Raw genomic sequence first — 26,571 nt, 5'->3', positions numbered from 1 at the left:
GGCGAAGTTTAAATCAGTCCTTTATATATAATTCAAACTATTTTGGGTTGTATGGTTAAGTGACTAAGCGTACACGGTGGATGCCTTGGCAGTTGGAGGCGATGAAGGACGTATTAACTTGCGATAAGCTTAGTCGAGCTAGTAAAAAGCACTTGAGACTAAGATTTCCGAATGGGGAAACCCACCTGTTTACAGGTATCGTTAACTGAATACATAGGTTAACGAGGCGAACGCGGAGAACTGAAACATCTAAGTACCCGTAGGAAAAGAAATCAACCGAGATTCCGGAAGTAGCGGCGAGCGAAACCGGAACAGCCCTTAAGCTTATTTGTGATTAGTGGAACGCTCTGGAAAGTGCGGCGACACAGGGTGATAGCCCCGTACATGAAAATCTATAGTAAGTGAAATCGAGTAGGTCGGGACACGTGTTATCTTGACTGAATATAGGGGGACCATCCTCTAAGGCTAAATACTCCCAACTGACCGATAGTGAACCAGTACCGTGAGGGAAAGGCGAAAAGAACCCCTGTGAGGGGAGTGAAATAGAACCTGAAACCGTGTACGTACAAGCAGTAGGAGCCTACTAGTTAGGTGACTGCGTACCTTTTGTATAATGGGTCAGCGACTTATATTTTGTAGCGAGGTTAACCAATTAGGGGAGCCGTAGGGAAACCGAGTCTTAACTGGGCGTATAGTTGCAAGGTATAGACCCGAAACCCGGTGATCTAGCCATGGGCAGGTTGAAGGTTGAGTAACATCAACTGGAGGACCGAACCCACTAACGTTGAAAAGTTAGGGGATGACTTGTGGCTAGGAGTGAAAGGCTAATCAAACCGGGAGATAGCTGGTTCTCCCCGAAATCTATTTAGGTAGAGCCTCGGACGAATACTTACGGGGGTAGAGCACTGTTAAGGCTAGGGGGTCATCCCGACTTACCAACCCTTTGCAAACTCCGAATACCGTAAAGTACTATCCGGGAGACACACGGCGGGTGCTAACGTCCGTCGTGAAGAGGGAAACAACCCAGACCGCCAGCTAAGGTCCCAAAGTGTATGTTAAGTGGGAAACGATGTGGAAAGGCCCAGACAGCCAGGAGGTTGGCTTAGAAGCAGCCATCCTTTAAAGAAAGCGTAATAGCTCACTGGTCGAGTCGGTCTGCGCGGAAGATGTAACGGGGCTAAACATACCACCGAAGCTGCGGCTGCGTACTTATGTATGCGGGGTAGGGGAGCGTTCTGTAAGCCGTTGAAGGTGAACCGGGAGGTTTGCTGGAGGTATCAGAAGTGCGAATGCTGACATGAGTAACGATAATGCGGGTGAAAAACCCGCACGCCGGAAGACCAAGGGTTCCTATCCCATGTTAATCAGGGTAGGGTGAGTCGACCCCTAAGGCGAGGCGGAAACGCGTAGTCGATGGGAAACGGGTTAATATTCCCGTACTCGGCATGAATGCGATGGGGAGACGGAGCAGGCTAGGCAAGCATGGCGTTGGTTGTCCATGTGAAAGTAAGTAGGTTGAGAACTTAGGCAAATCCGGGTTCTTAAGACTGAGATACGAGACGAGCTACTACGGTAGTGAAGTTGTTGATGCCATACTTCCAGGAAAATCCTCTAAGCTTCAGTTCATGCTGAATCGTACCCCAAACCGACACAGGTGGTCAGGTAGAGAATACTAAGGCGCTTGAGAGAACTCGGGTGAAGGAACTAGGCAAAATAGTACCGTAACTTCGGGAGAAGGTACGCTGCTGACGGTGATAGGACTTGCTCCTTAAGCTGTTGGCAGTCACAGTAACCAGGTGGCTGGGACTGTTTATTAAAAACACAGCACTGTGCAAAATCGAAAGATGACGTATACGGTGTGACACCTGCCCGGTGCCGGAAGGTTAATTGATGGGGTTATCTTCGGAGAAGCTCTTGATCGAAGCCCCGGTAAACGGCGGCCGTAACTATAACGGTCCTAAGGTAGCGAAATTCCTTGTCGGGTAAGTTCCGACCTGCACGAATGGTGTAACCATGGCCACGCTGTCTCCACCCGAGACTCAGTGAAATTGAAATCGCAGTGAAGATGCTGTGTACCCGCGGCTAGACGGAAAGACCCCGTGAACCTTTACTACAGCTTGGCACTGAACATTGAACCTACATGTGTAGGATAGGTGGGAGACTTTGAAGCAGCGACGCTAGTTGTTGTGGAGTCGTCCTTGAAATACCACCCTTGTAGTTTTGATGTTCTAACGTAGGCCCCTAATCGGGGTTGCGGACAGTGCCTGGTGGGTAGTTTGACTGGGGCGGTCTCCTCCCAAAGAGTAACGGAGGAGCACGAAGGTTTGCTAAGTACGGTCGGACATCGTACGGTTAGTGTAATGGTAGAAGCAAGCTTAACTGCGAGACGGACAAGTCGAGCAGGTACGAAAGTAGGTCATAGTGATCCGGTGGTTCTGAATGGAAGGGCCATCGCTCAACGGATAAAAGGTACTCCGGGGATAACAGGCTGATACCGCCCAAGAGTTCATATCGACGGCGGTGTTTGGCACCTCGATGTCGGCTCATCACATCCTGGGGCTGAAGTCGGTCCCAAGGGTATGGCTGTTCGCCATTTAAAGTGGTACGCGAGCTGGGTTTAGAACGTCGTGAGACAGTTCGGTCCCTATCTGCCGTGGGCGTTTGAGAATTGAGAGGGGCTGCTCCTAGTACGAGAGGACCGGAGTGGACGAACCGCTGGTGTTCGGGTTGTCATGCCAATGGCACTGCCCGGTAGCTACGTTCGGAATCGATAAGCGCTGAAAGCATCTAAGCGCGAAGCGAGCCTCGAGATGAGTTCTCACTTGGAGTTTAACTCCACTAAAGGGCCGTTGGAGACTACAACGTTGATAGGTAGGATGTGGAAGCGCTGCGAGGCGTTAAGCTAACCTATACTAATTACCCGTGAGGCTTAACCATACAACGCCAAAGTGGTTTGTATGAAGCACTGATGAATAAGCAAGAAGTTAGATAGACTGAAGTAGACAATTTTAAAATCAGCGTTCCGAATTTAGTTTTACGGCGAAAGCGGTAAAGCGGAAAAATTTTGCTTGGTGACAATAGCGTTTTGGACCCACCTGATCCCATTCCGAACTCAGTAGTGAAACGAAACAGCGCCGATGGTAGTGTGGGATTACCCATGTGAGAGTAGGACATCGCCAGGCTCCTATTAAGAAAAGCCCGACTCAATGAGTCGGGCTTTTTGCTGTTTGGTGAGTTGCAAAGAAAATCTCTTTCTATCGAAGATTAACGATATTTACAACTGAGAATTTAATCGTTCAATTCAGGCTTACTCTTCGCTATAGCGAGACTTTCATTTTAACTTTTTCGTCAAGATAGTTTTGATTTGTTTCTGGCTTTGCTTTAGGATCAAACTACATTTTCTGACAGATGATTTTTTTGTGCGTAGATTCATTTTCCTGATTTTCTTAGTGTTATCATCAAAAAGCATTCAATCTGCTGAGGTTTCTGATTTATATCAATTTCGTGTAATGGTGTCAGATAAATCAACTTATTCAAGAGAACAAGCGAGTAAATCTGCTTTGCTCGGGGTGCTGACCAAAGTAAGTGGTCGTTCAGTGGATTCTAATCTACCTGAAATTCAAACTGCCTTCGATGACATCTCACAATATATGCGTAAGTATCAATATCAAGATGCTGATTATGGCGAGCAGTATTTAATTATTCGCTTTGATAATAATAAAGTTGATACATTATTGAATGAAATTGGTTACTCAATATGGGGAAATCGACGACCGTTAGTACTGATCTGGTTAGCTTTTGAAGATGCATTGCAACGTGACTTGATTACGCGTGAAGGTTTCCCGCAACTAGAGCAGGTATTATCTGATCAATCACAAAAACGAGCGCTACCAATAGTTCTGCCATTACTTGATTTAGAAGATAGGCTCAACATAACAGTCAGTGATGTATGGGCGAATTTTTCTGAACCGGTAAATGTCGCTTCGAAGCGCTATAAACCAGAACGAATTGTAACCGCGAGGTTATATAAACCTAATCAACAAACATCTTGGCATCTAGATTGGCGGTTCACACATGAAACTGAACTTGCTGTAGAATCAATTGTTGGTGACCAACAACAAGTTATCTCACAAATGATTGACGATATTTCAGCCGCTTTAGCTGAACGTTATGCCGTGAACAAAAACCAAGAAAATACCCAACGTGGCGAGTTGTTTACATTGCTGGGTGTGGATAGTTACATTGAATTAGAATATGCCAAAAGACGATTGTTAACTTTGACAGTAATTAAGGATATACAGGTTGTGTCAATTTCAGACTCTAAAATTACTCTTAAGTTAATTTTAAATGGTTCTAAACAAGATTTGTCTAATACGTTGAGCCTCGATAAAGGATTCAAGCGGGTTTTTGATCCATTTGCGCCAGTTGATGAAGTAACAGTAGAACAATACCAATGGCTCGGTGTTCGTTAAATGACTATGTCTGAACCGATGCAATTGGCCTTGGCTGTTACATTACCTGATGATGAAACGTTTTCGAGTTATTTTGGAGGTGAGGACTCATTTGAGGTGAGTCATCTAAAAGACTCATTTAATAATCTGCCTAATGCGTTTCAATATACGTACCTTTGTGGGCTAGGGGACTCAGGTAAATCGCATTTACTGTACGCTACGTGTGTTCATGCCCAAGAAAAAGGCTTGTCAACCATGCTTTTATCGATGCGTGAAGTCTTCGAATATGGGCCAATTGTTTTGGACGGCTTAGATTCTCTGGATGTTTTATGTATCGATGATTTGCATTTAATAGCAGGTAATGAGCCTTGGGAAAAAGCAGTATTTAATTTATTTAATCGCTTTAATGAACCAGGTAAATGTCTTGTTGTAACAGCTGATCTGTTGCCTAACATGCTTAATATCGAATTGCCGGACTTAGAATCACGACTTACATGGGGCACGACATTTCAAATTCGTTCGATGAGCGATGATGATAAAGCCGAAGCTCTGGTAAAACGAGCTCATATGCGCGGTCTTGAATTGACCGATGAGTGTGCCCGTTTCTTATTGACTCGTTTAAGTCGAGATATGCGTGCATTACTTGATGTTTTAGATAAGCTCGATCATGCTTCTATGGTTCAACAGCGAAAACTCACCATTCCATTTATTAAAGTTACTTTAAACTTATAGTCCTCGCGACTAGCATCTAGTTGCAACTTTCAGTTATCATTAGGGATTGTAAAAATCCTTAAAAATCGGCAAATCTACCTCACTAGAGGGATCAGAAATCTAATGAATTTAGAAAATATTGTATCGCAAGCACTTGCAGCGGTTGAAAATGCAAGTGAAATCGCACAACTTGAAGATGTGCGTGTAAATTACCTCGGAAAAAAAGGGCAAATAACAGATTTGCTTAAAACGCTAGGTAAAATGGATCCGCAAGAACGCAAAGCGGCTGGTCAGGTTATTAATCAAGCCAAACAGTCAGTCCAAGAGCAAATAAATGTTAAGCGTGAGGCATTAGCCTCCGAAGCGTTAGCGAAGAAGTTAGCCTCAGAGACTATTGATGTCACTTTACCCGGGCGTGTATTGCCATCAGCAGGGTTGCATCCTGTAACGCGTACTATTGAACGCATTGAAAGCTTTTTTGGTGAATTAGGCTTTGCCGTCAAAGCAGGCCCAGAAGTGGAAGATGATTTTCATAATTTTGATGCGTTAAATATTCCAGAACATCATCCCGCGCGTGCTGATCACGATACATTCTATTTTAATCCGAAATTAGTTTTACGCACTCAGACAAGTGGTGTACAAATTCGGACCATGGAAACTGAGCAACCTCCTCTACGGATCATTTCACCAGGTCGTGTTTATCGAAATGACTATGACCAAACACATACGCCGATGTTCCATCAAGTGGAAGGTTTGATGGTCGATACTGATGTTAGTTTTACTGAGCTCAAAGGGATTTTACACGATTTTTTGCGTAACTTTTTTGAGGAAGATATGGAAATTCGTTTCCGTCCTTCGTATTTCCCATTTACTGAACCATCGGCTGAGGTCGATGTAAAAGGTAAAAATGGCAAATGGCTTGAAGTTTTAGGGTGTGGCATGGTTCACCCAAATGTTCTTAAATCCGTAGGGATCGACCCTGAAAAATATACCGGCTTTGCGTTTGGTATGGGCGTTGAACGCCTTACCATGCTCCGCTATGGTGTAAATGACCTCCGTGCATTTTTTGAAAATGATTTGAAATTCCTAAACCAGTTCCGATAAGAGTGAAGATTTAAATGAAATTTAGTGAAAAGTGGTTAAGAGAGTGGGTGAACCCAGCAATTGACACCGAGGCTCTATCGGAACAATTATCAATGGCCGGTTTAGAAGTTGATGGCTTAGATCCAGTTGCAGGCAATTTTTCAGGTGTCGTTGTTGGGGAAGTTGTTGAATGTGGACAGCACCCCGATGCCGATAAGTTACGCGTTACCAAAGTAAACGTTGGTGAAGATGAACTACTTGATATTGTTTGTGGTGCCGCAAACTGTCGCCAAGGCCTTAAAGTCGCAGTTGCTAAAGTGGGCGCGGTTTTACCGGGCGACTTTAAAATCAAAAAAGCCAAGCTACGTGGCCAGCCTTCGCATGGAATGTTGTGCGCGTTCGAAGAATTGGGGATGAGTGATAATTCAGAGGGTATTTTAGAGTTACCTCTTGATGCACCTATCGGCCAAGATATTAGAGAATATCTGGGTTTAGATGACACAATTATCGACGTTGACCTCACTGCAAATCGTAGTGATTGCTTAGGCATCAAAGGCTTGGCTCGTGAAGTGGGTGTATTAAACGCTATCGATGTAAAGACATTAAATATCCCACCTGTTATTGCGACCATTGATGACGTAATCAATATCGAGTTAGTGAACCCAGAATCGTGTCCGCGTTACCTTGGCCGAGTGATTAAGGGGATTAATTTAGACGCAGTGACGCCACTTTGGATGGTTGAAAAGTTACGTCGCAGTGGTGTGCGTTCTATTGATCCGGTTGTAGATGTCACTAATTATGTATTGTTAGAGCTTGGTCACCCGATGCATGCATTTGACTTAGCTAAAATTGAAGGTGGTATTAAAGTTCGTCATGCACATGAGAATGAAGAACTTGTTCTGCTCGATGGAAATACAGCCAAATTAAAACCAACGACCTTAGTTATTGCTGATGAAAATAAAGCATTAGCGATAGCAGGCATTTTTGGTGGTGAAGATTCAGGGGTCACCGAATCAACATCGGATATTTTACTAGAAAGCGCATTTTTTAGTCCTCTAGCGATTGCGGGTCAAGCACGTAGTTATGGTTTGCATACTGATGCTTCACACCGTTATGAGCGCGGTGTTGATTATCAATTACAGCACGATGCAATGGCGCGAGCGACGCAATTATTGCTTGAAATTGTGGGTGGTGAAGCTGGTCCAGTTATCGAAGCCGTGAGCGACGCGCATTTACCAGTAAAGAAAGAAGTGTCTTTACGTCAATCGCGTTTAGATAAAGTGATTGGTTACGCTATAAATTCAGAAACGGTCACTGACATTTTAAACAGACTGGGTTTAGTTGCCCATTATCAGAATGGTCAATGGACAGCTGAAGTCCCTAGCTTCCGCTTTGATATTAGTATCGAAGAAGATCTTATTGAAGAAGTGGCGCGTGTCTACGGGTATAATAATATCCCTAATGTTGCTCCAAAAGCAGCATTGAAAATGACAGATCATAATGAATCAGTTTTGCCGCTTAATGTGTTTCGAAATACCTTAGTGACCCGAGGCTACCAAGAAGCTATTACGTATAGCTTTGTAGATCCAAAAACTCAAAGCTTAATTCACCCATCTGCAGATGCGCTCATTTTACCACACCCTATTTCAAGTGAAATGTCTGCGATGCGTATCAGCTTATTACCAGGACTATTGAGCTCCTTGGTGTATAACCAAAATCGTCAGCAATCTCGTATTCGTTTATTTGAACATGGTCTTAAGTTCATTAAAGACGAAGAAGCCGAAAATGGCATTGCGCAGCAAGCTGTGATCGGTGGCGTGATTACAGGCACTATTATGGGTGAACACTGGGCAGAAAAAGCCCGTTCTGTTGACTTTTTCGACTTAAAAGGAGATGTCGAAGCATTGTTAGCATTGACTGCTGATTTATCATCTTTTGAAGTCAAAAGTGAAGTGGTTGAGGGTCTTCACCCGGGTCAATCTGCAGTTATTTATCGTAATAATGCAAAAATTGGCTTTTTTGGTACTTTACATCCTGAAATTCAAGCTAAACTGTCTATTAATAGTCAGACTTTTGTCTTTGAAATCGAAATGTTAGGTTTAGAAAAACGTCAATTACCTTTGGCGAAAGAAATATCTAAATTCCCTGCCAACCGCCGTGATATCGCGATTGTAGTGAAAGATGATGTAAAATTAGGCGATATTCTTTCAGTTATAGAAAAAGTTGGCGGAAATCAATTGGTTGACCTAAACTTGTTTGATGTGTATAAGGGCAATGGTATTGAGTCAGATCATAAGAGTTTGGCTATTGCACTAACACTACAAAATGGTGACCGAACGCTCGAAGAGCAGGACATCAAGTTGGTAGTAGATCAAGTAGTGGCCGTTTTGGCTGAAGAGTTTAATGCATCGTTGAGGGACTAGATATGGCGCTTACTAAAGCCGACATAGCTGAACACCTATTTGTTAAATTGGGTATTAATAAAAAAGATGCCAAAGAACTAGTAGAAAGTTTTTTTGAAAACATTCGTGCAGCTCTCGAAAGCGGCGAACAAATTAAGCTTTCAGGCTTTGGTAACTTTGATTTACGTGATAAAAACCAGAGACCGGGTCGTAACCCTAAAACAGGTGAAGATATTCCAATCTCTGCGCGTCGCGTTGTGACTTTTAGGCCTGGCCAAAAACTCAAGACGAGAGTTGAAGTGGGGACTACTAAGTCAAATTAAAAAATAAAGGCAGCTTAGGCTGCCTTTATTTTTACTCATTGTTTTTCTAGTCAAGGATCAAAAACCGCGGGGCGAAATAAACTCTCCGTTGTTAATTTCATCATATGTTTTATCGGCTAAATCTTGTAATGCGTCTAATGATTTCCCTTCACCGCGAAGTAAGTTTTCAAGTGGTGCTAGATCAATTTTTTTCACACCCGACTCTTGAGCGATTAATCCCCAAATATACGCATGTTTGTAATTTTTCTGTTTATAAAAAATATTAACTAATGACGTATATATTTCTGTATTCACATCCTCACCGGCAGGATTGAGTTGTAAAGCCAAATAAAGCAGATCTAAGGTTTTCTCCAAGTCAAACTTAATAAAATAGGTCGCAAGTAGAAATTGCATTTCAGATGTTTGCATCGAAGGGTGCTTTTCTTGTAGAAGCAGCTTTTCCATCGCGTCTTCAGAGCCATTGCGAGACCAATGGTAATATAAGAGTTTTGGGTAGGTTGAATCGATAGTTTCGTTTGATAGTCGCTTGATTTCAGCCAAACTCGTTAAATAGCCGTTTACTCGAGATGTTTTTTTATCTTTTAATTTTATATGTTCAATGCCTGCGGCTCTATAAATACAGCGGGAGTATTGTTCAAAGTTATCAAGTAGGATGTATTTATTTTCATCGCTAGGCTGAGTTTGTTCATAATGACGTGCGACAATTACTTGCGAGCGCTCTACATTACAATGGCCATCTGTGTTGAGGTCATTACACATACTAGGGGTGTTATCACAAACATCTCGGACTGATACTTCGTCACTACAGCCCTGTATAAGTAAAAATGGTGCAATTATAAGTGCCACTCGTTTCATTGATTTTCCTTTAGTTTTTTAGCATTTCTTAGTCTAGCTCAATGTTCTGGATCCTAACAGTAGAGAAAAAAGCAATATTAAATTAGAATAGGCACGCCCATCTAGGGCTATCCGTTCAAAATTTGTTTATTAGGCAGAAAAAATGACCTTATCTCACGAGCAAGAATATCAAAAAAGTTGGCAGGAACGCCAAGATTACGCAGAAAGTATGCAACCGATTATTGGTAAATTATACCGTAATGCAGGTATTGAAATCGCAATTTATGGCCGTCCTTTAGTCAGTGCTAGTACCATTGATGTGATTAAAGCGCATAAGACTGTTGCCCAGTTTGAAGAAAGTAAATTACGTTTACGTGAAAGCTTCCCTTTCTTAGAAGCAATCAGCAAAATGGATTTAGCCTCAGCGCGTATTGATTTAGGTAAACTCGCCTACGCATATATTTATAAAAATGCAGGCGAAGGTCGCAGTATTGAAGCGTACTTAAATGATGAGTTAGCAGAAATCGTCAATGTAAAAGATGATACTAAGCCACGCGACGTTGTTTTATATGGTTTTGGTCGTATCGGTCGTTTATTAGCACGCTTATTGATCGAACGCGGAGGCTCTCACGCCGATTTGAGCTTACGTGCGATTGTTGTGCGCGGAGGCCGTGATGGTGATTTAGAAAAGCGTGCAAGTTTATTACGCCGTGATTCGATTCATGGCCCATTTAATGGTTCAATTACGGTTGATCATGAACGTAATGCCATTAAAGCGAATGGTGCTTACATTCAAGTTATTTATGCTAACTCTCCGGCAGAAATCGACTATACAGCTTATGGTATTGATAACGCACTTATCGTTGATAATACGGGTATCTGGAGTGATGAAGAAGGCTTAGGTCAGCACTTACAATCAAAAGGTGCAGCTAAGGTTTTATTAACGGCGCCAGCAAAAGGTGACATCAAAAACATCGTTTATGGTGTAAATAATGATGTGATTTTAAAAGAAGATAAGATCATTTCAGCAGCCAGTTGTACCACAAATGCAATTACACCAGTGCTGAAAGCTATTAATGATAAATATGGCATTTTAAATGGTCATGTTGAAACGGTACACTCATATACAAATGATCAAAACCTAATTGATAATTATCATAAATCAGAGCGTCGAGGTCGCAGCGCGGCGCTTAACATGGTAATCACATCAACAGGTGCAGCAAAAGCTGTGGCTAAAGCGCTTCCAGAGCTTGCTGGTAAATTAACAGGTAACGCTATCCGTGTTCCAACTCCGAACGTGTCAATGGCAATTATTAACCTAAATCTAAATAGCAGTACAGAGCGTGAAGAGTTGAATGAGTTTTTACGCGATACCGCTCTGTATTCAGATTTGCGCGACCAGATTGATTACACTGCTTCGACCGAGATTGTGTCGACAGACTTAGTCGGTAGCCGTTATGCAGGTGTGGTTGATTCTCAAGCAACGATTGTTGATGGCAACCGTGTCGTGCTTTATGTTTGGTACGATAATGAGTTTGGTTATAGCTGTCAGGTTGTACGTGTTATGCGCGATATGGCTGAAGTAACGCACCCAAGCTTACCGCGTTAATTTGAGTTACGTATAAAAACCAGCCAAGTGCTGGTTTTTTTATTTCTTTTATTCCGGAGCGATTTTACCACCGAAATAAGTGTGGTAGTCTTGGCGCCAATGTGCAAAAAAGGTTAATTAAATGAAAATTTCTAGTCAGTTTGACTCAGGTAATATCGTCGTAAATAGCATTGAAAACCCGAACGATATTCAACTCTCTATCCAAAAAGACAATAATTCTGATTTTTTCCAGTGGTTTCACTTTCGTTTAGATTCTCGTCGTGGTCAAGTACACAATTTGCATATCGGTGGATTAGAAGCTTCAGCCTATCCAGATGGATGGGAAAACTATCAAGCCGTGGCTTCGTATGATCGTCAAACATGGTTGCGTCTCCCAACATCGTATGCCAATGGTGTATTAAGTATTGAATGTGAAATGGAATGTGACCAAATTTATGTCGCTTATTTCGCGCCGTACAGTTATGAACGCCATTTAGATTTAATTTCGTGGGCGCAATGTCATGAGATTTGCCAGATTGAAACGCTTGGCCAAACGGTCGATCAACGTGATATGACCCTAATTCGGGTGGGTGAACCCGCTGAAGGGAAGAAGAAAATCTGGATTACAGCCCGTCAGCACCCAGGTGAAACAATGGCTGAATGGTTTGTTGAAGGGGTTCTTCACAAATTACTCGACGATGAAGATGCTCATGCTGCAGCTTTGTTAAATAAAGCCGTGTTTTATATTGTCCCGAACATGAACCCTGATGGCAGTGCGCGAGGCCATCTAAGAACGAATGCTGTCGGTCGCAATTTAAATCGTGAATGGCAAGCACCGTGTGAAACGAATAGCCCAGAAGTATTTTATGTGCGTGAAAAAATGCTCGAAGTCGGATTGGATATGTTTTTAGATATTCATGGCGATGAAGCGATCCCATATAACTTTGTAGCGGGTTGTGAAGGCGTACCAAGCTACGATGCCCGTCATCAAACGCTCGAAGAAACATTTAAGGCAGCGATGCATGCTGCAACCCCAGAGTTTCAAGATGTGCACGGGTATGATAAAGATGAACCAGGCCAAGCGAATTTAACTGTTGGTGCAGCATGGGTGGGCGAACAATTTAAAACATTATCATATACCGTTGAAATGCCATTTAAAGATAATATCGGTTTACCTGATCCTGATTATGGCTGGTCTGACCGTCGTTCATATTCGTTTGGTCAAGATACACTCATCGCTGTTTTAAATGTGATTGATAAGCTTTAACAAGGCTTCGAAAAAATAATAATAAGAGGAACAACACGTGCAAGAGTTTGGTAATTTATTAGACAGCCTAGATGGCATGTTAGGGGGAGCTGCTTGGTTCCCATATGTTTTGTTAGGGGTCGGTTTATTTTTTACTATTTACCTAAAATTCCCTCAGGTTCGCTACTTCAGACATGCGGTACAAATTGTCAGTGGTAAGCATGAAAAGAAGTCAGCAGAAGGGGATACAACACATTTCCAAGCTCTTGCTACTGCGTTATCAGGTACGGTCGGTACCGGTAATATTGGTGGTGTCGCTCTGGCCATCTCGATAGGTGGTCCTGCCGCGTTATTTTGGATGTGGATGACAGCTTTTTTTGGTATGACAACCAAATTTGTTGAAGTTACTTTATCTCATAAATACCGTGAAAAAACAGAAGATGGGACTATGGCCGGTGGTCCGATGTACTACATGGACAAACGTCTTAATATGAAATGGTTAGCGATATTATTTGCTATCGCAACGGTGATTAGTTCATTTGGAACAGGCAGTTTGCCACAAATCAATAATATCGCTCAAGGAATGGAAGCGACGTTTGGTTTTGCACCAATCGCGACTGGTGCTGTGTTATCTGTCTTGTTAGCTTTGGTCATTCTTGGGGGCATTAAGCGAATAGCAGCAATAACTTCTAGAGTTGTGCCTCTGATGGCTGCTGTTTATATCATAGGTGCTTTGGCGGTTATTTTTTATAACATTGAAAATATTGGCCCTTCATTTGCTGCTGTATTCAGTAATGCATTCACAGGTTCATCTGCGGCCGGTGGTTTCTTAGGAGCATCGTTTGCTTATGCGTTTAACCGTGGTGTAAACCGTGGCTTATTTTCAAATGAAGCAGGTCAGGGTTCAGCTCCTATCGCTCATGCTTCGGCAAAAGCGGATGAACCGGTTTCTGAAGGTATGGTGTCTATTCTAGAGCCATTCATTGATACCATCATTATTTGTACTTTAACGGGTCTAGTGATTTTATCGTCTGGGGCCTGGAACGAAAAATTTGAAACCAGTTTTGAACGTTCAAGTATGACTTTTCTGAAGGGAAATTATACTGAGAAGGATGATGCTGATCGCAAAGTATTGTTTGATTACCTTAATGACGAGGCCAACAATGTTGAGCTTTATAATGGTCAAATCAATGTCATTGAAGGCAAGGCGGTCAATCAAGACTTTACTGTTCTTCATTCACGCTCAATCGGTGAAGATATTCGATTTGGCTTAACCGAACGTCATGTGTACACAGGCACAATAGATATTATTGATGGTGTGATTGACGATACTGCTATCTTGGTTAAAGGCAAGTCATTGGTTCACTCTGCTGAGCTAACGACCATTGCTTTTACACGAGGCTTCTTTGGTGATAATGGTAAATATATTGTTTCAATAGGTTTACTCCTGTTTGCTTTTTCAACCGCGATTGCTTGGTCTTATTATGGTGACAGAGCTATGACTTACTTATTAGGCAGTCGCTCTGTGATGCCGTATCGCGTTTTTTATGTAGCAGGCTTCTTCTGGGCGTCTTTTGCTGACACCACTTTAGTTTGGAAGTTAGCCGCGGTGGCTATTGTTGTCATGACCTTACCAAACTTACTCGGGATTATGATCCTCCATAAAGAAATGAAACAATCAGTGGATGATTATTGGGTGAAGTTTAAAAAAGACAAGGACGATGAAAAAGAGTAGAATATGCGGCGTCCAATAGGGCGCCTTTTTTATTCTTGTCCCTTGACGGTGTCGTTAAGTAGTAAGTAGGAGCGAGTATGGCACGAATCGATTGCCCCAACTGTAAAAAGCCGGCATCCAGTAAGCATAAGCAATGTCCACATTGTCAATACGCTTTGCAAGGATTAACTGAGCAGAGTCGCCAAGCAATAGCAACACAGCACTATTTTGAACAAAAGCAAAAGCTGATGAATCATTCATTTCTAGCATTGATTTTGTTCCTTTCAGGCTTTTTATACATGTACTCTCGCACACCCGAGCCGCAATCAAGTGAAATGTTGATCTGCCAAGGCGCGATTGCCGTAGGGTTTTTATGGTACTTAATTAATCGTATTCGCATCGTTTTTTTGAAAAAGAAATAAGACCAATGAACATTGAACAACTCGTAAACACTATTACCCCAGAATTATATGAACGTTTACAATATGGGGCTGCCACAGGTAAATGGCCAGATGGTACCGCACTCATGCCAGATCAAAGAGAACAAGCCATTCAAGCTGTAATGTTGTATCAAGCTAAAATTGAAAAATCGGAACAACAATTTACCGTTGGAGCGGATGGCCACATAGTACAAAAGTCAAAACAAGAATTGAAACGCGAATTTGCCAATAGCAACGACATAGCAAGGTTTAGCCAAAATGATATTTAAGACTCTTTTCACGCCTAAATGGAAACACCCAAAGCTTGCGACTCGTTTGGGGGCTCTAGAAAAGCTCGATTGCAAGCAAAGTAAAGATCACGAGATTTTACATCAACTTGCTTTTAGTGACGAAGCCGCAGAAGTGCGTAAAAAAGCACTCACTAAGCTCAATAATATGACTTCATGGTGGCAAGCGTTTAAGCAAGAACAAGAGCAATCGATTAAAGAGTTAGCCGAAAAACAAATTATGTCGGCGGTCTTGAATGCTGATCAATCACTACCAGCAGAGCATCGTATTGATTATATAGATCGCTGTAACAAAAATACCCTACTAGAGAAGTTAGCGCTCAACGATCAGGATGAGGGGCTACGTCTAAAGTTACTCAAACGGGTAGCTAAACCGAGCTTAATTGAGACTGCTTTTAATCAAGCAGATGAACAATTCCAAGTGAAATTACTCGATTTAATCGAACAGTATCAATTAGTTAAAAATGTAAAAAACAAGGCTAAACCAGCGGCACTCGAACTGATAGAAGAAAAAATTGCACAAGCTAAATTAGCTAAAGAAATGCCAGTTAAAATCAACAAAGAAGTCACTTTAATTTTAGCTAAGTTGAATGCATTGCGTGATAAAAACGATTACTTACAAGTTAAAGAAGATGCGATTGCTTTGTATGAGCAATGGAATCAATTAGAGTTCACTTGGCTTGATAATGAATTAAAAGAACAGTTCAAAGACAAATTTAGGCTACTTGAACAAAAATTAGAAAAGAAAATTACCGCTCTTGGAGAGGCTTACCATTTAGCTGAACAAAAAGCTGCAGAGGTGCGAGAAATTGCCGCACAACAGCAAGTATTGTTAGAAGCGCTAAACCAGTTTGAAGAGAAAATGAGTGCTGTATTAGATGATCTTTCTTCTCAGAACATCTCTACGCTTAATGATATGGCACGCCATACAGAAGCTTTACTAAAAATGACGCCGCAGGTGAGCACACAGAGTCAATCGCGTTTTAAAGAATTGGCTGCGAGTTTAGCCGAATTACCAGAAACAATGGCGAGCCTTGAAGCTTTTAATTCTCATTTATCCACATTTAATGAACTGACACAGCCAAACGAACTAGCGCAGTTTGATGAGACGAGTCAAGCTTTTCAACAGTGGTTGAAGCAAGGAAAATTGTTGCTAAAACAATTACCGCATCCCTTTAATACGAGAGCTAAAAAACAACTAAAAGCCCACGAACAGCAATGGCACACTAATATCGAAGCGTTAAAAGGTCCTTTAGAGCAAAATAAAAACCAGTGCCATAAAAAGCTTAAAGATTTGCGTCGTTTAATTAATCAGGGTCGTTTTAATGTTGCATTTGGTGTGTTTAAGGGAATGGATGACATCTACCAAACATTAACGCCGAATTACCAACAACAACTCGAAAAAGACTATCAGCATATTGCTGATGAGCTAAGTAAAGCAAAAGATTGGCAAGAATACGTCGGCGCACCAAAACGGGAGGCTTTGATTGAAGAGCTGAAGTTATTGGTACAATCATCATGTTCTGACCCAAAAACACGCGCCGAAGAAGTCAAAACCTTTCGTCGCCAATGGAATGATTTAGGTAAAATTGTCTCAGATCAAGATAAACAAAATGCAGAAATTTTTAATCAGTTGGTTGAATCTGCCTTTACTCCTTGTCGAGAATTTTTTGCGGTTCAAGAAAAAGAGCGGGCTAACAACTTAGCTGCTCGTCGAGCGATTATTGAAAAGTTACAGGCGTTAGCTCTCGAAATTGAACAACCAGAGTTTGATATCAAACACGTAGAGTCACTATTTAATAAACTACTTAAACAATGGCGCGCTGCCGGCAGTGTTGATGCAAAAGCTTATAAGGGTTTATTACAAGATTATAAGAGCGCAGAGCGACCCATTTCCACGGCAATCAGAACCATGCACCGTAGTAATGCAGAACTTAAAGCGCAAGTTGTTTCTCAGGCAAAGTTGTTAAGTGAAAGTGAAGATGTGTTTGGTGCATGCCAAGAAATCAAAGGGCTGCAACAGAAGTGGAAAACACTCGGTTTCGCAGGTAACAAACAAGAACCTGAACTTTGGCAAAAGTTTCGTCAATATAACGATGCATTATTTGCTCGACGTGATGAATCTAAAGCGCAACAAGATCAGCAAGCAGCTCAAATTAACGCCGAACAGGAGCTGGAATTAACAACACTGTTAAAAGCTTTTGAGCAGCACTCAGAAGAAAGAGCTCAGTTACAGGATATAACCGATTCGCTACAAGCATTACAGCAGCGCATCGATCCTCACGCAAAGCCGCTTCAAAATCAAGTGAAGCATGCCTTAAGCGCAGTGGCAAAAGCAATATCCGTTCTTAATGAGCAGCAATTAAACGCTAACTATGATGAGTTATTTTCAGCACTCGAGCAAGAACAGCCATTGCCTGAATACTGGCAAAAATTAACATCAACGGATCTAACTCGCGAACAGTTGTTTGTGAGAATGGAAATTTTAGCACAGGTTTCTGAGCCAAATGGGGATGCTGCAATGCGAATGACAGAGCAAGTTGCGTTGTTATCTGAAAAAATGTCGGGTGAAGAAGCGCAGTTAGAGCAATTACTTATTGCTTGGGTCAACCATGGGCCTTTAACTGGCGACGATAAACAGCAGCTTAGTTTTATTAAGCTTTTATTTCTCCAATAACCTAATATTCACTTTAACGAATAAAAAAACCTGCCAACTGAGGCAGGTTTTTTTCGTCATTAAAGAAATATTTTATTTTTTATATGACGACACTAAATTATTTAAACGAGAGTTCGCTTTACTGGCGTCAGCTTGTGCTGACTCAATTGATGACTTAAGCATCTTAATTTCGTTGTTATTTTGCGATGCCATCGAATTAGCTGAAGCCACATCAGAAGATAAACCATCGACCTTCATAGTTAATGAATCAACTTTTGCATTTAACGATTTTACTTGTTCTTCCAAATTGCTGGTATTGCTACAGCCACTTAATGAGATTAAGGCAGCGAATGCAATGAAGAAGGGGGCGACTTTTTTAAGCATGTTCTTATCCTTGATTAAATTAACTAGCCCGTAAAGTATTGCATTAAAGTACGAAAATTCCAGCAAATATTAAATACAGCAACTATTTTTTTAACGTAAAATCAAAGCCGGTGAAGAAAACGTGATACCCGCCCAACCTGTACGAATAAAATGTCGTATATTTTGGTGATCTTCACCATTGGGGCTATTGATGACATCTTGGTAGTATTGAGCAAATAAAGTTAAGGTTTGTTGCTCTGTGAGCTGGTGTAATAACCCGAATGAAAAAATCTTACAGGAGCCATTATTCGATCCTGCTACATTATTAAGCCCACCGTTATTAAACTCAGTTGGAGTAAATTGGTAATAGGTATCGATAAGGTCGATTGTATTCGTAAAAGTAATTGAGTATGGGGATTGTTTGAGGGTGAGTAAAAAATCATCTAGCGACATAGGAGCTCCAAAAAAGGCGCAATATTGCGCCTGAATTATTATTTCGGCTGTCTGGTAAAACAGCACAGCGAATTCGTTTCATACTATATTATTAGGTGATTTCGGCATTGTGATACACTTCTTGAACATCATCACAATCTTCAAGCATCGCCAGAAAACGTTCAAATACTTCTACATCATCACCTGAGATAGGGGTGGTCGTTTGAGGCACAAAAGCGATTTCTTCAACATCGAGTTTGATATCTTCAAGGTTGTCTAAGACGGTTTTAGCTTTATAAAACTCAGTATGTGGTGTGAATACAGTAATTTTACCGTTTTCATTTTCAACATCTATGACATCAACATCTTCCATAAGTAATGCTTCAAGTACGGCCTCATCATCGTCACCGGCAAATGCAAAAATTGCCAAATGATCAAATAAATGGGCGACGGAGCCTTGAGCGCCTATTTTCGAGTTTGCTTTTGTAAAACAAACACGTACATCCGAAAAAGTTCGATTATTATTGTCAGTTAAACAATCAACAATAATCATACAACCACCAGGTCCAAAGCCTTCGTAGCGAGCTGTACTATAGTCTTCACCGCCTGAACCTTGAGCTTTTTCAATAGCGCGTTCAATAACATGTGCTGGTACTTGATCTTTTTTCGCTCGTTCGATAAGACGGCGCAATGAGAGATTTCCGTCTGGATCTATCCCACCGTTTTTAGCACATACGTAAATCTCTTTACCGTATTTCGAATAAACTTTAGTTTTTGCTCCAGCTGTTTTTGCCATTGAGTCTTTTTTATTCTGATACGCTCTACCCATCTTTCATTCGCCTTGCTGGTTTTCTATTAAATTTCCTTGTGGAATGTTAACGTTAAATGCACTTTTTTGATATAAAAGAATCGTTTGTTGTTATTAGTCTTTAGACTGGCTAATAACAATTTTCTAAGCAGCTGTTTTTAATGCTTACAGACAAGCTGCAGATATGCTAACCCGCTTAGTTACCCTTTGGTTATTATGAGTACATTGAAGAGTGACATTTAATGGTTTGTGAGGGGAGATTTTTATCTCGAAGGGGGATTAGCACCCAAATTTGGTCCGCTCAGTTCGACAGTCAGCTTCGCCAAGCTCAAATTCACGGCAAATTAAAGGTCGCACTTCATAAATTGAACAGCGCATGGTGTTGCGATCTAACGCAGCGCACCATCCATCAGATAAACGTGACATAGTCGCTATTTCATCGGGATTGTTATTTATATATCGATTGGGCACACCGGTGTCAGTAATTAGCAGGACTTCTAGTCGACAACAGCAAGCTTGGCACGTATCACAGGAAACTACATCAGAGGGTAGTTGAATGATTGGGATCACAGCAATTCTCATTCTAAAAAAGTCAGTGTAACTTATTCTTAAAAAAAATACCCTAGATGGATAAGTTCTTCACAAAGATATTCTTTTTTTGGGCTTTAGCTAAATAGGGACTAATATCAAAATAGTAAGAAAGCCTTTGATTTATCAACATTAACGCAAATATATTGCGAATAATACAAGAATGGAAACATGGAAGTGATTAAAGTGGTTAAAAACCGCCTATTGTTCTCGATTAAATCTACAGTTGTCAGTATTTTTATTTTCTCAGTGTTACTGACTGCAAGCGTCGCTATTTTATTACAGTATTATTTTAACTCTAAAATGGCCGAGGAATACACATCACGTATTTTTAAAATGGCAACAGAAAATACCGCCTCAGATTTGACGAAACTCAATCAACAAGTCGAAAATACGTTAGAAATCCTTTCTCAAAACCCCAAAATAAAGAGCCAGTTAATGGAGGAACATAATCGGGCTGATATTTTTAAAATTTTGGCACTGAGCCAACATTTTTATGCCATCTATATAGGTCTAGATAATAGTGAGTTTTATGAGGTGATCAATTTAGACGCTAGCCCTTTGGTACGAAGTCAAATAAAAGCTGCTGCGAGTGATCGATGGGCGGTCATTGAAGTTAAAATGGTCGATGGACAGAAGAAGAAATTGACCCACTTTTATGGCAAAGATCAAATTTTACGGGATACGTTAATCCAACAAACAGATTATGATCCCGTTGAAAGAATGTGGTTCTCACGCGCGACAGAAGATAAAATCTATAAAAGCTCTCCGTATTTATTTCAGCATTTACAAGCCCCTGGTCAGACATATTCCCTAAAACTACCGGGTGAGAATAGTGTGATAGCCATTGATATTGCATTGTCCTCAGTCTCTGAATATTTACTCAATTTAGATAATAAAGGGCAGCAAGAATTTAATGTTGAAATGTTTTTATTCGAAAAAGAGGGTCAGTTAATCGCTTCAAATACCGAGCAGCGGTTATCAACTATTCGCATTCCAACTTCAAAGCCATTGTATTTAACTCCTGAGCAGCAAGCTTTGGTTAAACAGGTGGGGAAACTCTCGGTGTCGAATGAGTCTGATTGGGCACCGTTAGATTTTGCTATTGCAGGGCGTCCAGCTGGGTATAGTGTTGATACACTTAATGTGATTAGTGAAATGACGGGGCTTGAGCTTAGTTATATTAACGGCTTTAGTTGGGCAGAATTGATAAACTTGTTTAAGGAAGAAAAAATACACCTATTAAATGCAGCTTATGATAACCAAAATAACCGTGATTTAGGTATTATGAGCCAATCTTTCTTACAGACTCCATTTGCTATTATTACCCAACCAGAAGAGCCTGATATAACCCGTTTAAGCCAATTGTATGGAAAAACATTAGCGATTTCAGCCGATTGGTCAGTCATTGATGAATTAAAAGCGTACCATCCACAAATAAACATTGTTGAAGTACCAAGCACATTAGAGGTGCTGAAAAGTATCCAACAAGGACGTTATTATGCCGGTATTGATAACCGCTTTGTGCTGCAATACACCGCCAAACAATTTTTTATAGACAAAGTGCAATATCATTTTGATTTAGCACAAAATAAGCCAGCTCTAATGGCTGATTTGCACTTTTTACTCCCTAAAACACACACAGAGTTGCTCGAGGTCATTAATCTGGCGATTGACAATATTAGTGCAGAGCAAAAAGAAGCCTTGAAGCAAAAGTGGTTGTTCAATCAGCAGCAGTTAAACGAATTGAAACATGTCGGGGTCGTCCCTTATAAAGAAGTACTCACTTTGATTAACGATCAGCGAAATTTTAATCATTTACTTCAAGTGCAAATTAATCAACAGAATATGTACCTTTTCATTAGTCAGTTAAGTGGTCATGACGAGTATTTTGCATTGTTAATTCCAAAAAATAAGCTGTTACAAAATGCCTTCAAAAAACTAAGAGTTGCCATTATGGTTACTGCAGGGTTATTGCTGATTTTACTGCCGTTGTGTTGGTTATTTGCTAAACCAATAGTCGAACCAATCAAGCGCTTAGCAGAACAGGCAGAGCGTATTAAGGAGCGGCAATACGATCACATTGAATTTTATGACTCAAATATTATAGAGATCCAAGAGTTGACAGATTCAATGGCAGGCATGACAGCATCTATTAAAAGTTATCAACAGAATCAAACAGATTTAATGGATTCATTTATTGAATTAATCGGTCAAGCGATTGATGATAAATCGCCGTATACAGCCGGTCATTGTGAACGCGTTCCTGAGCTTGGGATGATGCTAGCTGAGGTTGCTTCTAACTCAGACGCTGAGCCGTTTAAGCAGTTTAAATTTAACAATGAAGATGAAGTCCGTGAATTTAAAATTGCAGCTTGGTTACATGATTGCGGAAAAATTACCACACCTGAGCATATTGTTGATAAAGGTACGAAACTAGAGGCAATTTATAATCGCATTCATGAAATTAGGATGCGCTTTGAGGTATTGTGGCGAGATGCAGAAATACAGTATTGGCAAAAATTGCTCGCAGAGCCTGCAGCTCAAGCACAATGGTTAGCCGATAAAAATCAACAACAACAGCAATTGCGTGAAGATTTTGCATTTGTTGCTCACGCAAATGTTGGCGGTGAATTTATGTCACAAAAGCATATTGATCGCTTAAATCAACTCTCAACTAAAACATGGCAGCGCTATTTTGACGATACGTTAGGTCTGTCACCGATTGAAGAGCAGCGTGTGAATCTTGCTAAGCAGCCATTGCCGGTAACCGAGCAATTGTTAGCTGATAAGCCTGAGCATATTATTGCGCATGATCACCCAATTGAATATGACAAAAAGTTAGGCATTAATATGGCAATTCCTGAGTTTCGGGCAAATCTTGGAGAATTACATAACTTAGTGATTGCACGAGGTACATTGACAGCTGAAGATCGTTTCAAAATAAATGAGCACATCATTAGCACAATCAGAATGTTAGATAAAATGCCGTTTCCAGCAGAGCTGGCAAAAGTCCCTCGCTATGCATCAACTCACCATGAGACCTTAATTGGGACGGGCTATCCACGAAAACTGACAGCGGAGCAACTTTCAATTCCTGAAAGAGTTTTAGTGCTAGCCGATATATTTGAAGCCCTTACGGCAGCTGATCGCCCCTATAAAAAAGCAAAACCACTGAGTGTGGCTATCGATATTTTGTATAAAATGGCCCAAGATCAACATGTCGATATGGATGTTTTTAAGTTGTTCTTATCGTCGGGCATTTATCAAGAATATGCATCCCGTTATTTATCTGCCGCGCAAATAGGCACGATCGATATCGATTTTTATTTGAATGACATTACCGACACTGAGTTAAAAGCCACGGCCTGATTGCCTTAGTCTTAAAATCAACAAGGTGTCTGTGGTGATAGGGGTTTTCTGTTCGATAAACTCGTTTTTTCTATCAACAATGCATAAATACACAATGTTGTTGAATATTAGTGATGATACGAACCGATAGGTTTTGTTTCGCCCTCACTTTAAAAAAATATATCCATGTATGGTGATCGAATTTTGGTCGAGTTTTATTTTTGTTGCAGTTAGTATGGTTGTTAAGACAAAGGGATGCAGAAGTCATCACTGCTGAAAAATACAAAAGGGCCGAGTGGTGTATCAATTTATCAATGTACCTCTGAACGGAGAAAAAATAACGGTTACATCTGATGGGCAACTGCAGATCCCCGACCAACCGATTATTACGTTTATACAAGGTGATGGTGTCGGAGAGCAGATCACGCCTTTAATGTGTCAGCTAATCGATTTGGCCGTTGAACACACTTACGCAGGCCAGAAAAAAATTCACTGGATGGAAATATTTAATGGTGAAAAAGCTGCACAACTCTATGATGGTGATTGGTTTCCACAAGAAACACTCACGGCAATTTCTGAGTATTTAGTGGTAATGAAAGGACCTTTAACCACAGCTATGGGAGCGGGGTTTCGGTCATTAAACGTAGCATTACGGCATGAGATGGACTTATTTGTTCAATGTCGACCCATTTGTTATCTACCTCCGTTAGCAAGTCCGGTTAAAGCGCCTGAACAGATAGACATGGTGGTTTTTCGTGATAATAGTGAAGATGTGTATTCGGGGATAGAATTTAAAGCCGACTCGCTCCAAGCACAAAGTCTACTCGACTATTTACAACAAGAGCTGGGCGTCAATCGTTTTCGATTTACCGAAGAATGCGGCCTTGGTATCAAACATATCTCAAAACAAGCGAGTCAACGAGTTGTAAGAGCCGCGATTGTGTTTGCATTAAAACATAAGCGACGAAGTGTGACCTTGGTCCATAAAGGGGATGTGATGAAGTTCACAGAAGGGGCGTTTGTCAAATGGGCCTATGAACTGGCTACAACAGAATTTAATGCGACGACTGACAGCCACTCAATGCAGCTTGTTATTACTTGTCCAAAGAGCCAACATCAAGTTGTGATTAAGAACGAGCTAATGGATGTGATACTGCAAACGAGTTTACTTGCGCCTCAGCAATATGACGTGATTGCAGTTGCCAATCATCATGGTGACTTATTAGTTGATTCCTTATGCGCTCAAATAGGTCAAGTATCAATGTCACCCGCAGCCCATTTTGGAGAGGAATTGGCTTTATTTGAACCGACACATGGCACCTGTGAGTCTTTAGTAAATCAAGATACTATGAATCCTATTTCGAGCTTTTTGTCTGGCGCGATGATGTTATCGCATATCGGTTGGGAAGCCGCAGCGTCCAATATCACCGAGGCGATCACTGATACGTTGACCAATAAAGTGGTGACTCCAGATGTTGATTTAACGTTGGCAGATGTTGATCCAGTTGGCTGCGATGCGTTTGCCCAAAGTGTGATGCAAACACTGGTTATGAATATAAAGAAACGCGATTCTAATTGAACCGCGTATCAGCCATCAAGCACGCAGTAATTGACGAGGGGTCTCAGTTGTTAATTCAACCACAGTGCCCGAACTGTATACTAAATGATCACACTCATCTTTTAGCGCTTGGCAGAGCCGGAGACAAAAAGCTTGCTGATCGGCGGGCATATTTAAAATCAAATCAACTGATTGTTTAGTGACAACGCTGGCTAATTGTGCAACGGCTAATCGCAGCACAATCAATGGTAAGGGACAGCGGTGTTGGTCGAGAGTATGTACGCATGTAGCTGCAAACTCATTCGCAGTCACTGTTTGTTGTGAACAGGTCCACGTTTGATAATCGACAATTTGACTTTGCTGAGGTTGGCCCATTGCTTTGGCTAAAACTCGTTGCTTGGGTGAAAAACGTAGATTGATTTCTTCCAGCATGCAATAGAAATCATTTTTATCGATTTGAGCACGGGCTAGTAAATCGTCTTCAAGTAAGTCCACGAATGGACGTTTGAAATAAAACGCTGCAATATGCATAAATCCTTGCTGGTGTTGATTTTGTGTCGTCATAGTTGTTTCCCCATTCGCATTTAAAGTGCTCAACGGCTCACCCGTCTGGCTCTGTTTTAACACTATGTTGGAATTGACTATTATTGAAATTTAACTTTTCAATAACTGGTATTGATAAAATCAATACTTGTCATCGGTCATGTATATTTTTAGAAAATTCAAGTAACTGTCTTCTTATCCACTGATGGGGTTTGCTATGGTGAAGCAATGGGCTCCAAATCATTTTTATTTCAATTGGCACAATTTGGAATGGCACCGCAGACAGGGTCAATGCATGCTGTTGGCACAAGTGCATCGCCAGGCGGCGTGGTAAGGTAGCGAGCAATTTATTGCATTGGTTTAAGCTTTGTGCCGCGGTCAAATGACGTGAGTAAATTCTAATTTTGCGGGTGTGATCGAGTTGCCAAAGTGCCTCATCGACCCAGCCTAAGTGCTGATGGCCTGGTTTATTGGCTGTGGTGGTTTCAGACTGCCAGCCTGGACGGTTTAACCAAATATGTTCAGATTCGAGATAACATTGGAGAGAATTATCGCTGACAATCGGGTGTTCGGGGTGACTTAAACAACAAAAGTTATCGCGCCAGACACTGGCTTGATGGAATGATTTTGGTAAAACAGAGAATCGGTTAATCGCTAAATCAATATTGCCTTGTTCCATATCGGCTAAGTTAATGTCACCCGGTGTTAAAATATCGAAATGTAAATTTGGACAATCTGACATAATTGATTGAATAAACGGCCAAATTAAAGTGGTTTCTAAATAATCATTGCTGACAATTCGAAAAGTGTAACTGCTGGTGGCTGGGTCAAACTCGCCATCAGGTTGTGTGATTGTGTCAGCTAAAATTAATAAACGGGTAATGTCAGGTTTTAGCTGAATGGCTTTTTCTGTGGGTACCATACCATCAGCAGTTCTGACTAATAAAGGGTCGTCAAATAAATCGCGTAAACGCTTGAGTGCATTACTCATGGCTGGTTGCGTGAGCGCTAATTTATTCGCGGCTTTTGAAACATTACGTTCTTCGAGTAGGACGTTCAGATAGACCAATAAATTTAAATCAACGTTGCGAATATTCATCAAATCAATGCTACCTATTTTATTTATAAATTAATTCTATTTAATCGGTCCTGCTAAGGTGTGTAAATAAGCATGTAACTATAACCACTATAGT

General features: G+C 41.1%; 20 protein-coding genes and 2 rRNA genes. 15 read left to right on the top strand and 7 right to left on the bottom strand.

Annotated elements, in window-relative coordinates:
* Positions 1 to 53 precede the first annotated feature (53 nt).
* From AC3KVK_RS09460 to ihfA, 7 genes are all read left to right on the top strand, one after another.
* Positions 54 to 2,937 (top strand): 23S ribosomal RNA (locus tag AC3KVK_RS09460).
* Between the two features lie 130 nt (positions 2,938 to 3,067).
* Positions 3,068 to 3,182, top strand: a 5S ribosomal RNA gene (gene rrf, locus AC3KVK_RS09455).
* 237 nt (positions 3,183 to 3,419) lie between these two features.
* On the top strand, positions 3,420 to 4,472 hold the full coding sequence (locus AC3KVK_RS09450; RefSeq protein ID WP_490312975.1) for a DUF2066 domain-containing protein: 1,053 nt from the start codon (positions 3,420 to 3,422) through the stop codon (positions 4,470 to 4,472).
* Positions 4,473 to 5,183: a DnaA regulatory inactivator Hda gene (hda, locus tag AC3KVK_RS09445; RefSeq protein ID WP_490312976.1), complete on the top strand. Its 711-nt coding sequence runs from the start codon at positions 4,473 to 4,475 to the stop codon at positions 5,181 to 5,183.
* Positions 5,184 to 5,285: 102 nt separating this feature from the next.
* Entirely contained in the window at positions 5,286 to 6,266 is a 981-nt protein-coding gene (gene pheS, locus AC3KVK_RS09440) for a phenylalanine--tRNA ligase subunit alpha (protein ID WP_490312977.1), read from the top strand.
* 14 nt (positions 6,267 to 6,280) lie between these two features.
* Complete coding sequence (pheT, locus tag AC3KVK_RS09435) at positions 6,281 to 8,668, top strand: phenylalanine--tRNA ligase subunit beta (RefSeq protein ID WP_490312978.1); 2,388 nt, start codon at positions 6,281 to 6,283, stop codon at positions 8,666 to 8,668.
* A 2-nt stretch (positions 8,669 to 8,670) separates the two neighbouring features.
* The gene (gene ihfA / locus AC3KVK_RS09430) at positions 8,671 to 8,970 is read left to right on the top strand and encodes an integration host factor subunit alpha (RefSeq protein ID WP_009840442.1); all 300 of its coding nucleotides are present in this window, start codon (positions 8,671 to 8,673) and stop codon (positions 8,968 to 8,970) included.
* A 57-nt stretch (positions 8,971 to 9,027) separates the two neighbouring features.
* Here ihfA and AC3KVK_RS09425 read toward each other — a convergent pair whose 3' ends face one another.
* Positions 9,028 to 9,825: a DUF2989 domain-containing protein gene (locus AC3KVK_RS09425; protein WP_490312979.1), complete on the bottom strand. Its 798-nt coding sequence runs from the start codon at positions 9,823 to 9,825 to the stop codon at positions 9,028 to 9,030.
* 142 nt (positions 9,826 to 9,967) lie between these two features.
* Between AC3KVK_RS09425 and AC3KVK_RS09420 the strand changes: the two genes are divergently transcribed.
* The 6 genes from AC3KVK_RS09420 to AC3KVK_RS09395 all read left to right on the top strand — a co-directional run bounded on the left by AC3KVK_RS09420 (position 9,968) and on the right by AC3KVK_RS09395 (position 17,756).
* Entirely contained in the window at positions 9,968 to 11,413 is a 1,446-nt protein-coding gene (locus AC3KVK_RS09420) for a glyceraldehyde-3-phosphate dehydrogenase (RefSeq protein ID WP_490312980.1), read from the top strand.
* A 121-nt stretch (positions 11,414 to 11,534) separates the two neighbouring features.
* Entirely contained in the window at positions 11,535 to 12,659 is a 1,125-nt protein-coding gene (locus AC3KVK_RS09415) for a M14 family metallopeptidase (RefSeq protein ID WP_490312981.1), read from the top strand.
* Positions 12,660 to 12,696: 37 nt separating this feature from the next.
* Positions 12,697 to 14,373 (top strand): alanine/glycine:cation symporter family protein, encoded by a 1,677-nt coding sequence (locus AC3KVK_RS09410; protein WP_490312982.1) that lies wholly within the window; start codon positions 12,697 to 12,699, stop codon positions 14,371 to 14,373.
* Between the two features lie 77 nt (positions 14,374 to 14,450).
* Positions 14,451 to 14,774 (top strand): hypothetical protein, encoded by a 324-nt coding sequence (locus tag AC3KVK_RS09405; RefSeq protein ID WP_490312983.1) that lies wholly within the window; start codon positions 14,451 to 14,453, stop codon positions 14,772 to 14,774.
* Positions 14,775 to 14,779: 5 nt separating this feature from the next.
* Entirely contained in the window at positions 14,780 to 15,061 is a 282-nt protein-coding gene (locus AC3KVK_RS09400; RefSeq protein WP_490312984.1) for a YeaC family protein, read from the top strand.
* A complete protein-coding gene (locus AC3KVK_RS09395) occupies positions 15,051 to 17,756 on the top strand; it encodes a DUF349 domain-containing protein (protein ID WP_490312985.1) in 2,706 nt (901 codons plus the stop codon). The genes AC3KVK_RS09400 and AC3KVK_RS09395 overlap by 11 nt, the downstream gene beginning before the upstream one ends.
* 72 nt (positions 17,757 to 17,828) lie before the next feature.
* On the opposite strand, the gene AC3KVK_RS09390 is transcribed toward AC3KVK_RS09395, so the two are convergent.
* The 4 genes from AC3KVK_RS09390 to AC3KVK_RS09375 form a co-directional block, all read right to left on the bottom strand.
* The gene (locus tag AC3KVK_RS09390; protein WP_490312986.1) at positions 17,829 to 18,119 is read right to left on the bottom strand and encodes an Lpp/OprI family alanine-zipper lipoprotein; all 291 of its coding nucleotides are present in this window, start codon (positions 18,117 to 18,119) and stop codon (positions 17,829 to 17,831) included.
* 90 nt (positions 18,120 to 18,209) lie between these two features.
* Positions 18,210 to 18,551: a HopJ type III effector protein gene (locus tag AC3KVK_RS09385; RefSeq protein WP_490312987.1), complete on the bottom strand. Its 342-nt coding sequence runs from the start codon at positions 18,549 to 18,551 to the stop codon at positions 18,210 to 18,212.
* Between the two features lie 91 nt (positions 18,552 to 18,642).
* The gene (locus tag AC3KVK_RS09380) at positions 18,643 to 19,359 is read right to left on the bottom strand and encodes a YebC/PmpR family DNA-binding transcriptional regulator (RefSeq protein WP_490312988.1); all 717 of its coding nucleotides are present in this window, start codon (positions 19,357 to 19,359) and stop codon (positions 18,643 to 18,645) included.
* A gap of 258 nt (positions 19,360 to 19,617) precedes the next feature.
* A complete protein-coding gene (locus AC3KVK_RS09375) occupies positions 19,618 to 19,920 on the bottom strand; it encodes a YkgJ family cysteine cluster protein (protein ID WP_490312989.1) in 303 nt (100 codons plus the stop codon).
* Positions 19,921 to 20,097: 177 nt separating this feature from the next.
* On the opposite strand from AC3KVK_RS09375, the gene AC3KVK_RS09370 reads away from it, so the two are divergent.
* Together AC3KVK_RS09370 and AC3KVK_RS09365 are read left to right on the top strand one after the other, a co-directional pair.
* Complete coding sequence (locus tag AC3KVK_RS09370; protein WP_490312990.1) at positions 20,098 to 23,298, top strand: HD domain-containing phosphohydrolase; 3,201 nt, start codon at positions 20,098 to 20,100, stop codon at positions 23,296 to 23,298.
* A gap of 277 nt (positions 23,299 to 23,575) precedes the next feature.
* Positions 23,576 to 24,856: an isocitrate/isopropylmalate family dehydrogenase gene (locus tag AC3KVK_RS09365; protein ID WP_490312991.1), complete on the top strand. Its 1,281-nt coding sequence runs from the start codon at positions 23,576 to 23,578 to the stop codon at positions 24,854 to 24,856.
* 15 nt (positions 24,857 to 24,871) lie between these two features.
* On the opposite strand, the gene AC3KVK_RS09360 is transcribed toward AC3KVK_RS09365, so the two are convergent.
* Complete coding sequence (locus AC3KVK_RS09360) at positions 24,872 to 25,399, bottom strand: hypothetical protein (RefSeq protein WP_490312992.1); 528 nt, start codon at positions 25,397 to 25,399, stop codon at positions 24,872 to 24,874.
* A 130-nt stretch (positions 25,400 to 25,529) separates the two neighbouring features.
* Positions 25,530 to 26,477 carry a LysR family transcriptional regulator gene (locus tag AC3KVK_RS09355; RefSeq protein ID WP_490312993.1) on the bottom strand — a complete coding sequence of 316 codons (948 nt, stop codon included), beginning with the start codon at positions 26,475 to 26,477 and terminating at the stop codon, positions 25,530 to 25,532.
* Positions 26,478 to 26,571: the final 94 nt, after the last annotated feature.

The sequence above is a fragment of the Pseudoalteromonas sp. J2K-J979 genome (genome assembly GCF_058169715.2).
This window is presented reverse-complemented; position numbering and strand designations above follow the sequence as displayed.

Bases quoted from the DNA above. Each gene is read 5' to 3' on its own strand.
- hda (WP_490312976.1), top strand. From the start codon at position 4,473: ATGACTATGTCTGAACCGATGCAATTGGCCTTGGCTGTTACATTACCT.
- pheS (WP_490312977.1), top strand. From the start codon at position 5,286: ATGAATTTAGAAAATATTGTATCGCAAGCACTTGCAGCGGTTGAAAAT.
- pheT (WP_490312978.1), top strand. From the start codon at position 6,281: ATGAAATTTAGTGAAAAGTGGTTAAGAGAGTGGGTGAACCCAGCAATT.
- ihfA (WP_009840442.1), top strand. From the start codon at position 8,671: ATGGCGCTTACTAAAGCCGACATAGCTGAACACCTATTTGTTAAATTG.
- AC3KVK_RS09425 (WP_490312979.1), bottom strand. From the start codon at position 9,825: ATGAAACGAGTGGCACTTATAATTGCACCATTTTTACTTATACAGGGC.
- AC3KVK_RS09420 (WP_490312980.1), top strand. From the start codon at position 9,968: ATGACCTTATCTCACGAGCAAGAATATCAAAAAAGTTGGCAGGAACGC.
- AC3KVK_RS09415 (WP_490312981.1), top strand. From the start codon at position 11,535: ATGAAAATTTCTAGTCAGTTTGACTCAGGTAATATCGTCGTAAATAGC.
- AC3KVK_RS09405 (WP_490312983.1), top strand. From the start codon at position 14,451: ATGGCACGAATCGATTGCCCCAACTGTAAAAAGCCGGCATCCAGTAAG.
- AC3KVK_RS09400 (WP_490312984.1), top strand. From the start codon at position 14,780: ATGAACATTGAACAACTCGTAAACACTATTACCCCAGAATTATATGAA.
- AC3KVK_RS09395 (WP_490312985.1), top strand. From the start codon at position 15,051: ATGATATTTAAGACTCTTTTCACGCCTAAATGGAAACACCCAAAGCTT.
- AC3KVK_RS09390 (WP_490312986.1), bottom strand. From the start codon at position 18,119: ATGCTTAAAAAAGTCGCCCCCTTCTTCATTGCATTCGCTGCCTTAATC.
- AC3KVK_RS09385 (WP_490312987.1), bottom strand. From the start codon at position 18,551: ATGTCGCTAGATGATTTTTTACTCACCCTCAAACAATCCCCATACTCA.
- AC3KVK_RS09380 (WP_490312988.1), bottom strand. From the start codon at position 19,359: ATGGGTAGAGCGTATCAGAATAAAAAAGACTCAATGGCAAAAACAGCT.
- AC3KVK_RS09375 (WP_490312989.1), bottom strand. From the start codon at position 19,920: ATGAGAATTGCTGTGATCCCAATCATTCAACTACCCTCTGATGTAGTT.
- AC3KVK_RS09370 (WP_490312990.1), top strand. From the start codon at position 20,098: ATGGAAGTGATTAAAGTGGTTAAAAACCGCCTATTGTTCTCGATTAAA.
- AC3KVK_RS09360 (WP_490312992.1), bottom strand. From the start codon at position 25,399: ATGACGACACAAAATCAACACCAGCAAGGATTTATGCATATTGCAGCG.
- AC3KVK_RS09355 (WP_490312993.1), bottom strand. From the start codon at position 26,477: ATGAATATTCGCAACGTTGATTTAAATTTATTGGTCTATCTGAACGTC.